We start from the raw sequence: 13,479 nt of genomic DNA, 5'->3' as shown, positions 1-13,479 counted from the left end.
GTTCAGGGCGGGAGGGCCCGCGAGCGATGACCGCCGTGGCCCCGCGTGCCATGATCGGACCGCGTGCCCTTCCCGGTACGCGGGGGATGGAGGCCCGATGAAGTGGTATCTCGTGGCGTTCGGCGCGCCGCTCCTCACCATGCAGGCCGCATTCGGGGTCGCGGCCATCACGGTGTACTGGGTCCCGCCGTGGTTCCGCCGCCGGGTCGTGCGCCCGAGGCTGTGGGGGTGGGGCGCGCTGACAGGGGCCATCGGCATGGCCCTGTTCATTTTCCTCGGACCGTTCCACGGACCCGACGCCGACATGACGCCGTACGCCCTGGGCGGGACGGCCTTGTTCCTCGTGGGCCAGGTGGTCCAGATGCTGGGGCAGCGTCCGGGCAGCCGCGACTCGGTCCTGCCGGACATCGAACCGCGCTGACGGCGCGACGCGCGAGGACGGGGGGCACGAGGACAGGGGGCGGCACCCCGCCCCCGTCCCGGCCTACGTCCGCCGTCTGCCGATCTTCGACCCCAGCCACACGAGCGGGTCGTACTTGCGGTCGACGGCCCGTTCCTTCAAGGGGATCAGCGCGTTGTCCGTGATCTTGATGCCCTCGGGGCAGACCTCCGTGCAGCACTTGGTGATGTTGCAGTAGCCGAGGCCGTGCTCGTCCTGGGCCGTGCGTTTGCGGTCCAGGCCGGACTCCGCCGCCGCGTCCAGCGGGTGCATGTCCAGCTCCGCCACCCGCATCAGGAAGCGCGGTCCGGCGAACGCCGGCTTGTTCTCCTCGTGGTCACGCACGACATGACAGGTGTCCTGGCAGAGGAAGCACTCGATGCACTTGCGGAACTCCTGCGAACGGTCGACGTCCTCCTGCATCATCCGGTACTCACCGGGGCCGACACCGGCGGGCGGCACGAAGGCGGGGACCTCCCGCGCCTTGTCGTAGTTGAAGCCGACGTCGGTCACCAGATCCCGTACGACCGGGAACGCGCGCAGCGGGGTGACGGTGATCGTCTCCTCCCGGGTGAACACCGACATCCGCGTCATACACATCAGCCGCGGCCTGCCGTTGACCTCCGCGGAGCACGAACCGCACTTGCCCGCCTTGCAGTTCCAGCGCACGGCGAGGTCGGGGGCCTGGGTGGCCTGGAGCCGGTGGATGATGTCCAGCACCACCTCGCCGTCGTTGACCTCGACCTCGAAGTCCTTCAGGCCGCCGCCCTTCACGTCTCCGCGCCACACCTTGAAGCGGGCCTCATAGCTGCTCACGCGTACCGCGCCTCCTCGTACCGCTGCTGCTCCCTGCTCACTCGTAAAGCTCCTCTTCGGCGAGGTACTTGACCAGCTCCTCCTTCTCGAAGAGGGCGAGCAGGTCGGGGCGGATGGGCTGGGTGGTCTCGTTCGCCAGGTCGATCTGTCCGGCCACCGGGTCGGTGGCGGCCAGCCCGCCCGTGGGGTCGGTGAGCCGGCACAGGAGGTTGATCCGGCGCCAGGAGCGCTCCATCGCCGGGTGGTCCTCGCGAGTGTGCCCGCCGCGCGACTCGGTGCGCTCCAGCGCCGCCCGTGCCACGCACTCGCTGACCAGGAGCATGTTGCGCAGGTCCAGCGAGAGGTGCCAGCCCGGGTTGAACTGACGGTGGCCCTCCACGCCGGCCCGGCGCGCCCGTACTCGCAGCTCGGCGAGCTTCTCCAGGGCCCGCTCCATCTCGCCCTCGCGGCGGATGATGCCGACCAGGTCGTTCATGGTCTGCTGGAGCTCCTGGTGCAGGGTGTACGGGTTCTCCGGCGGGCGTGCGCCGGGGGCCGGGGAACCGTCGGCCGACGCGGCGGGGACGGACTCCGGTCCCTCGGCCGAGAAGGGCCGCAGCGCCTCCGCGGCGGCCGCGTCGATCTGGGCCTCGTCCAGCGGAGGGCGCGAGCCGTCCCCGGTGGGACCGGCCGCGTACTCGGCCGCGTGCCACCCGGCCCGCCGCCCGAACACCAGCAGGTCGGAAAGGGAGTTGCCGCCCAGCCGGTTGGAGCCGTGCATACCGCCCGCCACCTCCCCGGCCGCGAACAGCCCGGGCACCTCGCGGGCCGCCGCCGTGTCCGAGTCGACCGCGATGCCGCCCATCACGTAGTGGCAGGTGGGCCCGACCTCCATGGCCTCCGCCGTGATGTCGACGTCGGCGAGCTCCTTGAACTGGTGGTACATGGACGGGAGCCGGCGCTTGATCACCTCGGCGGGCATCCGGGTCGACACGTCGAGGAAGACGCCGCCGTGGGGGGAGCCGCGGCCCGCCTTCACCTCGGAGTTGATCGCGCGCGCGACCTCGTCGCGGGGCAGCAGCTCCGGTGGCCGCCGGTTGTGGTCCGGGTCCTCGTACCAGCGGTCTCCCTCGTCCTCCGACTGCGCGTACTTCTCCTTGAAGACGTCGGGGATGTAGTCGAACATGAACCGCTTGCCCTCGGAGTTGCGGAGCACCCCGCCGTCTCCGCGCACGGACTCGGTGACGAGGATGCCCTTGACCGACGGCGGCCAGACCATGCCGGTCGGATGGAACTGCACGAACTCCATGTTCAGCAGCGGCGCTCCGGCGAGCAGGGCCAGAGCGTGTCCGTCGCCCGTGTACTCCCACGAGTTGGACGTCACCTTGAAGGACTTGCCGATGCCGCCGGTGGCGATCACGACGGACGGCGCTTCGAGGACGAAGAAGCGGCCGGACTCGCGCTCGTAGCAGAAGGTCCCCGAGACGCGCTCGCCGTCCTTCAGGATCCTGGTGACGGTGCACTCCTGATAGACCTTCAGGCGCGACTCGTAGTCACCGGTCTCCTTCATGTCCTCCTGCTGGAGGGACACGATCTTCTGCTGGAGCGTGCGGATCAGTTCGAGTCCGGTGCGGTCGCCGACGTGGGCGAGGCGCGGATACTCGTGGCCGCCGAAGTTGCGCTGCGAGATCCGCCCGTCCCTCGTACGGTCGAAGAGCGCGCCCCAGGTCTCCAACTCCCATACCCGGTCCGGGGCTTCCCGGGCGTGCAGCTCGGCCATCCGCCACTGGTTGAGGAACTTGCCGCCGCGCAGGGTGTCGCGGAAGTGGACCTGCCAGTTGTCGCCGGAGTTCACGTTGCCCATCGCGGCCGCGATACCGCCCTCGGCCATCACGGTGTGCGCCTTGCCGAACAGCGACTTGCAGATCACCGCCGTACGGGCGCCGCGCTCGCGTGCCTCGATGGCGGCGCGCAGTCCGGCGCCGCCGGCACCGACCACGACGACGTCCCACTCCTGTCGATCGACCACGGACATCAGAAGGCCCCACTCATGTCAGAAGAAGCGCGGATCGTCGAAGGCGCCGGACGCGACCAGGTACACGTAGAAGTCGGCGAGCGCCACGCTCACCAACGAGGCCCAGGCCAGCAGCATGTGACGGGCGTTCAACTTCCCGACCCACTGCCATATCCGATAGCGCACGGGGTGCTTGGAGAAGTGCTTGAGCTTCCCGCCCACGATGTGCCGGCAGGAGTGGCAGGAGAGGGTGTACGCCCAGATCAGCGTGATGTTGACCAGGAACACCAGCGTGCCGAGGCCCATGTGGCCCCAGTGGTAGTGCTCGTCGCGGAAGGAGAGCACGGTGTCGTACGTCAGGATGCCGGCGACGACGAGGGCCGCGTAGAAGAAGTACCGGTGGATGTTCTGCAGGATCAGCGGGAAGCGGGTCTCACCCGTGTACTTCTTGTGCGGCTCGGCGACCGCGCAGGCCGGCGGGCTCGCCCAGAAACCCCGGTAGTAGGCCTTGCGGTAGTAGTAGCAGGTCAGCCGGAAACCGAGCGGGAAGATCAGGATGATGATCGCGGGAGAGACGGCCCACCAGCTCCCGAACAGGTCCGCGTTCGGTCCCGCGTGCATGGTCCCGCACCGCTCGGCCAGACAGGGCGAGTAGAACGGCGAGACGTACGGCGCCGCGTAGTAGTGCGCGTCCGAGAAGGCCCGCAAGGTCGAGTACACGACGAAGGCCAGCAGCCCGGCCGCGGTCGCGGCGGGCGCCAGCCACCAGCGGTCGGTCCGCAGATGCGGGGCGGCGATCGCGGCGCGCGTACCCGTTCGTACACCGCCGCTGTTCAGATGAGGTTCCGTACCAGTGGCCAACTTCGCACTCCGGTCGGGTTCGGGGGCGCGCCGGTGTCGGGGGCGCGGCGCTCAGTGGGTGGGACCGTGATGGGCGCCGAGACCCTCGTCGTCGGAATCGGTCCACAAGGAGCTGTCGTACGGGGTGTCGGGGACGGGCACCAGGTCGGGCAGCCGGCCGGACGCGGACACCGCCGGTCCGGGCCCGGTGGAGCGCCGGGGGGAGGGGCCGGTGGCATCGCGCAGCAGCGCGACGCTCTCCCGCAGGTGGTCGGCGTCGGCGCGCACGCGGCGCATCTCCAGACCGGCGCCCATCTGCTGTTCCAGGCGCCGCACCGACCGCTGCAGATCGTCGAGGCTGCGCTGGACTGACGTCAGGTCGTCGTGCACGGACATGACTTGCCCTCACTTCCGCGGGCCCTGCGGCCCCAGGCGGCAACGTTCATGCGCCTGCGAGTGTTGCGCGTCACCCGCACCCGTGTGAAGGCGTGTGCACGGATTGAAGACTGAAGCGCTTCAGAACGAAGCGTGCGCGCCGGTGGATTTCCCTGTGCGCCGGTCGAATCCGACCGGCGCACAGGGAGACTCCCGGGCGCCCGGGACAGTACGAGGCGATGCGCCCCCGGGTGCCGGGTGCCCCGGGTGCCCCGGGTGCCCCGGGTGCCCGGCGGCCCGGCGGCCCGGCGGCCGGGGAATCGGGCGGCAGGCACTTCGCCCCGCGTGCCCCACGGGCGCCCCGCGCGCCACGGGCGCCACGGGCCCCGCGCCCCGTGCGCCCCGCGCGCCCCGTGCGCCCCGGGCCCCGTGCCCCGTGCGTGTCGCGGCCCCTGTCCTCGCGGGCGGATTGCGCCGCACGAGTGGGGTTCCGTACGGGCGTCGCCGTGTCGTCGCGTACCCCCGGCCGCGCTGCTCTTCAGTTAGCCCGTAGATCGGATCAGCTCCATATACCGCCAAACGGGATCAGAGACAGACCTGCCCCCTACAGCGGAGCGTCCCCCGGAGGTTGCAGTGATGTCCCACGAAGGCGTCGGACTGCGCGCGGTGATGCGCTCGGCCGCGTTCCTGACCGCGGGCGTGCTCGCGGTACCCGCCCTCGCCGCGTGCAGTGCGGACGACGAGGCGGACAGACCCGCGGCAGTGCAGGACATCGCGCCCGCGTCCCGTGACCTGATCGCCGACGGCGGCACCCTGCGCTGGGCCGTGGACGCCGTACCGCAGACGCTGAACACGTTCCAGGCGGACGCGGACGCCGCGACCTCCCGGGTCGCCGGTGCCGTCCTGCCGTCGATGTACCGGCTCGACGCGAACGGGCGGCCGCAGATCAACCCCGACTACCTGGAGTCGGCGAAGGTCGTGGGCACGTCGCCCAAGCAGGTCGTGCTGTACAAGCTCAACCAGCAGGCCGTGTGGAGCGACGGACGCGAGATCGGCGCCGCCGACTTCGCCGCCCAGTGGCGCGCCCTGTCCGGCAAGGACTCCGCGTACTGGACGGCCCGCAACGCCGGATACGACCGTATCGAGAAGATCGAGCGGGGCAAGAACAACCTGGAGGTCCGCGTCACCTTCAGCCGGCCCTACGCCGACTGGAAGGCGCTGTTCTCGCCGCTGTACCCGAAGGACGTGATGGGGACCGCGGACTCCTTCAACGACGGCGCGCGGGGCAAGCTCAAGGTCACCGCGGGTCCCTTCGCGGTGAAGAAGGTCGACCGCACGGGCGGCGAGGTCACCCTCACCCGCAACGCGCGCTGGTGGGGCCGCCCCAGCAAGCTCGACGAGATCGACCTGGTGGCCGTGGCCCGTGACAAGCGGGCCGAGGCACTCGCCGAGGACAGGCTCGACCTGGCCGAGATCGACCCCGCCGAGGCCGAGCGGGTCACCCTCGCCGCCCGGAACAAGGACGGCGCCGCGTTGCAGGGTGCCTCCGCGGCGAACGGGACGCACACGGCGGGCGCCAAGGGTGAGAAGGACACGTCCGGGGACAAGAGCGGGAAGGACGCCTCCGAGAAGAAGGGAGCGTCCGAGAAGAAGGGCAAGGACAAGTCCTCCGAGGAGGAGGAGGACGGGAAGAACGCGAAGGGCGGCAGGAGCCACCAGGACGCGCGGGGCGAGAAGGGCCACAAGGGCGAGAAGGGCGACAGGGCCGACAAGAGCGACGACGGCGACGGCGGGAAGAGTGACGACGGCGAGAAGGGCGAGGAGGGTTCGAAGGGGAGCGAGGACAGGTCGAAGGCGGCCCGCCTCCAGTCCGCGCTGAGCGCGTTCGTGGTCCGCAAGTCCCTCGAACCCGCCTACACGCAGCTCGCCCTCAACGGCTCCGAGGGCCCCCTCGCCGACGAGCGCGTCCGCCGCGCGGTGGCCCGCGCCCTGGACCGCAGGGAACTCGCCCGGACCGTCCTCCAGCCGCTCGGTCTGCCCGCCGAGCCGGTCGGCAGTCACCTCGCCCTCGCCGGCCAGCCGGCTTACGCCGACAACAGCGGCGCCCTCGGGAAGCAGGACGCCGCCGAGGTGCGCGCCCTGCTCGCCGACGCCGGATGGGTGCCCGGCGGGCCGGTCACGGAGCAGAAGAAGACGGAGAAGGCGGCCGGGTCCAAGGGGGAGAAGAGCGCCTCGGGCGAGGACGACAGGCCGGGCGACGGCGGGACGTACGTACTCGGCGAGGACGACAAGCCGTCCGGGGCCCGCCGGGGGCTGACCCAGGACCCCAGGGACCACGCCAGGAAGCAGGAGCAGCAGGCCGACGCGAGGTCGGGCGCGCACACCGACGAGCAGGCCGCCCGGCACCTGGACGGCCGGAAGTACGCCGGGCGGGGCGGACTTGCGGGGGCTTACGCGCCCAAGGGATCGGCCGCGCCCAAGGGATCGGCCGCACCGGCGGGTGCCGCGTCCAACGTCCTCGCCAAGGACGGCAAGGCGCTGACGCTCCGCTTCGTCGTGCCCTCCGGGCAGGGCTCGGAATCGCTGCGCGCCGTCGCCGACAAGATCGCGCGGATGCTCCAGCGCATCGGGATCCGCACGGACATCTCGAAGGTCTCCGACGACAGCTACTTCAAGGACCACATCGCCTCGGGCCAGTACGACCTGGCGCTCTACTCGTGGCCGGCCTCGGCCTTCCCGGCCACCGACGCCCGCCCGATCTACGCCAAGCCGGTACCGGCGGCCGACGGCTCGCTGAGCGTCGAGCAGAACTACACCCGCGTCGGCACCGACCAGGTCGACCAGCTCTTCGACAAGGCGCTCTCCACCCTGAACGAGGACGAGGAGCGCTCCCTGGTCCGCAAGGCGGACGCCCGCATCTGGGCCGCGGCCGGTTCCATCCCCCTCTACCAGCGCCCCCAGCTCGCCGCCGCCCGCATCGGTCTCGCCAACACCGGAGCCTTCGGTTTCCAGACCCCGGTGTACGAGGACATGGGCTTCCTGAAGAAGGGCGCGCACCCTTCGGCGAGCCCGTCGAAGAGCCGGTGACCTGCGGGTGAACGACCGGGGCCCGCCCTGTGGCGGGCCCGTTCGGCCCGGCCCCCCGTGGCCCTGCGGAGGCCGCCTCTGTCAGGGCCACGTACCATGGGGTAAGGCCGTGGCGTGTTCAGCCCGGCAGGCCCCGCGCTGCGGAGGCCGTCCACTCACTCCGGGAGAAGCGCCTCATTATGGCCACGCGCCACGACATCCGCAACGTCGCCATCGTCGCCCACGTCGACCACGGCAAGACCACTCTGGTCGACGCCATGCTCAAGCAGGCCGGTGCCTTCGCCGCGCACGCCGCCGAGTCGCTCGACGACCGCATGATGGACTCGAACGACCTGGAACGTGAGAAGGGCATCACGATCCTGGCGAAGAACACGGCGGTCAAGTACCACCCGAAGGATGGCGGCGACGTCATCACGATCAACATCATCGACACCCCCGGCCACGCCGACTTCGGTGGTGAGGTCGAGCGCGGTCTGTCGATGGTGGACGCGGTCGTCCTGCTGGTCGACGCCTCCGAGGGCCCGCTGCCGCAGACCCGCTTCGTGCTGCGCAAGGCGCTGCAGCAGCGTCTGCCGGTCATCCTGTGCATCAACAAGACCGACCGCCCGGACTCCCGGATCGACGAGGTCGTCAACGAGACCTACGACCTCTTCCTGGACCTGGACGCCGACGAGGAGCAGATCGAGTTCCCGATCGTCTACGCGTGTGCGCGTGACGGCGTGGCCTCGCTGACCAAGCCGGAGGACGGCACCGTCCCGGCCGACAGCGACAGCCTGGAGCCGTTCTTCACCACGATCCTGGAGTCCGTCCCGGCCCCGTCCTTCGACGAGTCCGCGCCGCTCCAGGCCCACGTGACCAACCTGGACGCCGACAACTTCCTCGGCCGCATCGCGCTGCTCCGCGTCGAGCAGGGTGAGCTGCGCAAGGGCCAGACCGTCACGTGGATCAAGCGCGACGGCACGATGTCCAACGTGCGTATCACCGAGCTGCTGATGACCGAGGCGCTCACCCGCAAGCCCGCCGAGGTGGCCGGCCCCGGTGACATCTGCGCCGTCGCCGGTATCCCGGACATCATGATCGGCGAGACCCTGGCCGACCCGGAGAACCCGATCGCGCTGCCGCTGATCACGGTCGACGAGCCGGCGATCTCCATGACCATCGGCACGAACACCTCGCCGCTGGTCGGCCGTGGTGGCACGGGCAAGGGCGCGGACGCCAAGGCCGCGGTCAAGGACAAGGACCGCAAGGTCACCGCCCGCCAGGTCAAGGACCGCCTCGACCGCGAGCTGGTCGGCAACGTCTCCCTCCGCGTGCTCGACACCGAGCGCCCGGACGCCTGGGAGGTCCAGGGCCGCGGTGAGCTCGCGCTCGCCATCCTGGTCGAGCAGATGCGCCGCGAGGGCTTCGAGCTGACCATCGGCAAGCCGCAGGTCGTCACCCAGGTCATCGACGGCAAGGTGCACGAGCCCGTCGAGCGCATGACGATCGACGTCCCCGAGGAGCACATGGGCGCGGTCACGCAGCTCATGGGCGTCCGCAAGGGCCGCATGGACAACATGTCGAACCACGGCTCCGGCTGGGTCCGCCTGGAGTTCGTCGTTCCGTCCCGCGGCCTCATCGGCTTCCGGACCGAGTTCCTGACCGGTACGCGCGGCACGGGCATCGCCCACTCGATCCACGAGGGCCACGAGCCGTGGTTCGGCACCCTGACGACCCGTAACAACGGTTCGCTGGTCGCCGACCGCGCGGGCGCCGTCACCGCGTTCGCGATGACGAACCTCCAGGAGCGCGGTGTGCTGTTCACCGACCCCGGCACCGAGGTGTACGAGGGCATGATCGTCGGCGAGAACTCGCGCGCCGACGACATGGACGTGAACATCACCAAGGAGAAGAAGCTCACCAACATGCGTTCGGCCGCCGCCGACTCGTTCGAGGCGATCGTCCCGCCGCGCAAGCTCTCCCTGGAGCAGTCGCTGGAGTTCTGCCGCGACGACGAGTGCGTCGAGGTGACCCCGGAGTCCGTTCGCATCCGCAAGCTCGTTCTCGACCAGAAGGAGCGCGGTCGCAGCGCCAGCCGCGCCAAGCACGGCTGATCGACCGGCCTCACCGGCTGATCCAGCGGCACTGACCCGCTGATCCAGCACGACTTGAGCCCGGGTGCCCCCTCCATGGGGGCACCCGGGCTTTTTGCCACCCGTTTTCCGCCCTCCCATGTCCGAAATGCGGTGCGCCCAGACCGATACGCATGTAACACGTCCGTTTCGGGGGCTTCTCCCGCAGATCATTTTGTCCAGATTTTGGAAGATGTACGCGAGAGCTGTGATGGAACCGAGACCAAAAGGCTGTGGTCGGTTATCTGGCTCATGTCAGATAGTTAGCCGCGTAACGCTCGGGTCAATGGGTCATGCGCTGTGGGGACAGCGCCGACTCACGAGCACAGTGGGGTGCTTGATCCTCCGTCAGGGGTGTCGGAGGTCAACAGTGCCCCTCCTGTCCGTGCACCGGTTGAGTCATGAGGAGGTACCCATGTGCGGTGTCATCAGCACCATGTGGGTCACATCGTCCCCTGCGGTCCGCGACGACGGCGCGGAGTTCCGAACCCGGATCCGCGTCTGCGCGTACTGACGCGGAGGCCGGTGCCGAAAGTCCGGCCCCACGGACCGCGCCGTAGTTTCAACTACGCGCGTCCCGCTGGGAGTTCCGGGCGACTGCCGGGTAATTGACGTCTCTTCTGAACCGAACGGTGGCCGACACGCCAGGTGACGGCCGCCGACTCGGCACAGCCTCCTCCGCTGCGGCGGACCGGCGAAGCCGAGTACGGCACACCCACACTTGCGGAATGGGCGAATTGTGACGAGTCCTATCGAGACCGAGGACGGCGCGGAACCGGTCGTCGTGCACGGCGGGCAGGTGGCGACCGCGAAACCCGAGGCCGGGCCGCTCGTCGGCCGGTCTCCCGGCCAGTTGATGTGGCTCCGCTTCAAGCGGGACCGCTCGGGGGTCATCTCCGCCTACGTCGTGGGGTTCTTCTTCCTGATCGGGGCGGTCGCCCCGCTGATCGCCAAGCTGTACGGCAAGAATCCGTACACGGTGTACGCGGACGAACGCCCCGAGCTCTTCGACAGCGCCGGCGTGCCGCTCCAGCCCAACGGCGGTATCAGCAGCGAGTTCTGGTTCGGTCTGGAACCGGGCAACGGCTACGACGTGTTCACCAAGCTGATCTACGGCATCCGGACCTCGCTGATGATCTCCGTGGCGGTGACCGTCACGGTCGTGCTGACCGGCATCCTGCTGGGAGTCACCGCCGGCTACATCGGAGGCAAGGTCGACTACGGCATCAGCCGCGTCATCGACTTCCTGCTGGCCTTCCCGTCGCAGCTCTTCTTCATCGCGAGCATGCCCGTGGTGGTCTCGCTCTTCGTGAGCCCGCGGGACGAGACGCCGACCTATGTGCGCGTGCTCGCGCTGATCGCCGTCCAATGGGCCCTCGGCTGGATGAGTCTCGCCCGCATCCTGCGCGGAACCGCGCTCGCCCTGCGCGAGCGGGAGTTCATCGAAGCGGCCAAGGTGAGCGGGGCGTCCCCCTGGCGGATCATCCGCAAGGAAGTGCTGCCCAACGTGGTGACACCGCTCCTCGTGCAGGCCACCTATCTGCTCCCCAACTTCGTGACGATCGAGGCGGGCCTGTCGTTCCTCGGTGTCGGAATCGTCGAACCGACGCCCGACTGGGGGCAGATGTTCTCCAAGGCCTCGACGGAACTCGTCCTGCAGAACGACATCACCTACATGTTCTTCCCGGGTGTCTCGATGATCATCTTCGTCGTCGCGTTCAACCTGCTCGGGGATTCGGTCCGAGACGCCTTCGATCCGAAGACGGCCCGCTGACCAACGAGTTGTGGGCGCCTTCGCCCCGATTTCGAACGGCAATTCCACAGCACCTCAACGGCACTTCACTGGTTCGAAGACCGCAACTCACCGGCACCACAGGTGCACTTGCTCGCACCGGTGATACACAGATGGGTAGGAATCTGAGTGATGAGTAGGGGCGGACGCCACGCATACGCCGCGATCTCCGTGCTCGCGGCGGGAGCTCTCGTGCTCACCGGTTGCAGCAAGGGCGGCAGCGACAACGGGAACGGCAGCAACAAGGACAAGGAGAACGCGAAGCGCCAGCAGGCGTCGATCAAGTTCGGCACCGTCGCGGACTCCACCGGCCCCGCGGCCGAGGTCCCCGGCGCGAAGAGCGGCGGCACGATGGAGGTCCTCCAGCGTGACAGCTACGCGCACCTGGACCCGGGCCAGATCTACGTCTCCGACGAGGGTTCCCTCGCCACGCTGATCCACCGTGGTCTCACCGGATACAAGGCCACGGGCAACGACGGCTCCAAGCACGAGGTCGTCGGCGACCTCGCCACCGACTCCGGCACCACGACGGACGGCGGCAAGACCTGGAAGTACACGCTCAAGGACGGCATCAAGTTCGAGGACGGCTCGCCGATCACGTCCAAGGACGTCCGTCAGACCATCGAGCGTATGTTCGCGCCCTTCATCAACCAGGGCCCGCCCTACATCCAGCAGTGGCTCGCCAACACCCCCGGCGCGGACTACCGCAAGCTGCTGAAGGACGGCCCCTACAAGGGCAAGCACCTGCCGGACAGCATCCTGCAGACGCCGGACGACAAGACCATCGTCTTCAAGTTCAAGACCTCGCACCCCGACCTGCCGTACGCCCTCGCCATGGCGGGCTACGCGGTCGTCTCCGCGAAGGGTGACACCAAGACGAAGTACGACCGGGCGCCCGTCACGACCGGCCCGTACAAGATCCAGTCGTTCAAGTCCGGCAAGTCGATGGTCCTCGTGAAGAACACCAACTGGGACCCGAAGACCGACCCGATCCGTCACCAGTACGTGGACCAGTTCAACATCACGTTCAACCAGCAGTACGAGACGTCCACCAAGACGCTGCTGGCGGACACCGGCACCGACCAGACCGGCATCAGCTTCAACAACCAGGTCGACGCGGGCAACCTCTCCAAGGTCCTCGCCGACCCGAAGCTGAAGTCCCGCACGGTCTCGGGCTTCCAGCCCTACGTCGGCCAGATGAACATCAACATGAGCCACCCGGCCCTCAAGGACAAGACGATCCGCGAGGCCATCGCCTACGCCCTGCCGATCACTCCCTTCATCCGTGCCTACGGCGGCACCGACGCGATGGAGGTCGCCGGCGGCCTCATCAGCCCGACCGTCAGCGGCTACGACGCGTCCTTCGACCCGTTCGGCAAGAAGAAGAAGCCGGCCGGTGACCCCGTCAAGGCCAAGGCCCTGCTGAAGAAGGCCGGCAAGGTGGGCATGAAGCTGACCTTCGGCTACATCAACACCCCCGAGGGCCAGCAGTACTCCACCGCCATGGCGGCGGGCCTGCAGAAGGCGGGCTTCAACGTCCAGCGCCAGGAGATCCCGGCCGAGACGTACTACGACCAGGTCAGCAAGCTGGACAACAACTACGACATCTTCCACACCGCGTGGGGTGCCGACTGGCCGTCCTCCTCGACCGTGATCCCGCCGCTGTACGACGGCCGCGCGATCGCCGACGGCGCGCAGAACTACTCGCAGGTCAACGACCCCAAGGTCAACGCGGACATCGACCGCATCAACAAGATCACCGACCCGATCAAGGCCGCGGCCGAGTGGGAGAAGGTCGACCAGTACCTGGTCAAGGACGTCGTCAACGAGGTCCCGACCGGCTACTACAAGCAGACCCAGATCGCCGGCTCCAAGGTCGGCGGCATGGTCTACGACGACGTGATCGGTGGCGTCGACCCGCGTCGCCTGTTCGTCAAGTAACCGTCGCTCTGACGGGGCCCGGTGCGCCCACCGCTCGGTGAGCGGACGCGCCGGGCCCCGTCGGGCCCCGCTGACGTCTGAGAGC

Annotated in this window: 9 protein-coding genes; 5 read left to right on the top strand and 4 right to left on the bottom strand. The window is 69.0% G+C overall.

Going from position 1 to position 13,479, the window contains the following annotated elements:
* Window positions 1–97 precede the first annotated feature (97 nt).
* Complete coding sequence (locus OHT01_RS15010) at window positions 98–421, top strand: hypothetical protein (protein WP_328553657.1); 324 nt, start codon at window positions 98–100, stop codon at window positions 419–421.
* A 63-nt stretch (window positions 422–484) separates the two neighbouring features.
* Here OHT01_RS15010 and OHT01_RS15005 read toward each other — a convergent pair whose 3' ends face one another.
* From OHT01_RS15005 to OHT01_RS14990, 4 genes are read right to left on the bottom strand one after another with little or no spacing between them, the layout of a single operon-like run.
* Window positions 485–1,255: a succinate dehydrogenase/fumarate reductase iron-sulfur subunit gene (locus OHT01_RS15005; protein ID WP_328553656.1), complete on the bottom strand. Its 771-nt coding sequence runs from the start codon at window positions 1,253–1,255 to the stop codon at window positions 485–487.
* Between the two features lie 37 nt (window positions 1,256–1,292).
* The gene (locus OHT01_RS15000; RefSeq protein WP_328553655.1) at window positions 1,293–3,269 is read right to left on the bottom strand and encodes a fumarate reductase/succinate dehydrogenase flavoprotein subunit; all 1,977 of its coding nucleotides are present in this window, start codon (window positions 3,267–3,269) and stop codon (window positions 1,293–1,295) included.
* A gap of 18 nt (window positions 3,270–3,287) precedes the next feature.
* Window positions 3,288–4,109 carry a hypothetical protein gene (locus OHT01_RS14995; protein WP_328553654.1) on the bottom strand — a complete coding sequence of 274 codons (822 nt, stop codon included), beginning with the start codon at window positions 4,107–4,109 and terminating at the stop codon, window positions 3,288–3,290.
* 51 nt (window positions 4,110–4,160) lie between these two features.
* Window positions 4,161–4,484 (bottom strand): hypothetical protein, encoded by a 324-nt coding sequence (locus tag OHT01_RS14990; RefSeq protein WP_328553653.1) that lies wholly within the window; start codon window positions 4,482–4,484, stop codon window positions 4,161–4,163.
* 615 nt (window positions 4,485–5,099) lie between these two features.
* On the opposite strand from OHT01_RS14990, the gene OHT01_RS14985 reads away from it, so the two are divergent.
* From OHT01_RS14985 to OHT01_RS14970, 4 genes are all read left to right on the top strand, one after another.
* Window positions 5,100–7,550: an ABC transporter family substrate-binding protein gene (locus OHT01_RS14985; protein ID WP_328553652.1), complete on the top strand. Its 2,451-nt coding sequence runs from the start codon at window positions 5,100–5,102 to the stop codon at window positions 7,548–7,550.
* Window positions 7,551–7,729: 179 nt separating this feature from the next.
* Window positions 7,730–9,643 (top strand): translational GTPase TypA, encoded by a 1,914-nt coding sequence (typA, locus tag OHT01_RS14980; protein WP_328553651.1) that lies wholly within the window; start codon window positions 7,730–7,732, stop codon window positions 9,641–9,643.
* Between the two features lie 757 nt (window positions 9,644–10,400).
* A complete protein-coding gene (locus OHT01_RS14975; protein WP_328553650.1) occupies window positions 10,401–11,435 on the top strand; it encodes an ABC transporter permease in 1,035 nt (344 codons plus the stop codon).
* 150 nt (window positions 11,436–11,585) lie between these two features.
* Window positions 11,586–13,394, top strand: coding sequence for an ABC transporter substrate-binding protein (locus tag OHT01_RS14970; RefSeq protein WP_328553649.1), 1,809 nt, complete (start codon window positions 11,586–11,588; stop codon window positions 13,392–13,394).
* Window positions 13,395–13,479 lie beyond the last annotated feature (85 nt).

It is taken from the genome of Streptomyces sp. NBC_00358 (assembly GCF_036099295.1).
GTDB lineage: Bacteria > Actinomycetota > Actinomycetes > Streptomycetales > Streptomycetaceae > Streptomyces.
This window is presented reverse-complemented; position numbering and strand designations above follow the sequence as displayed.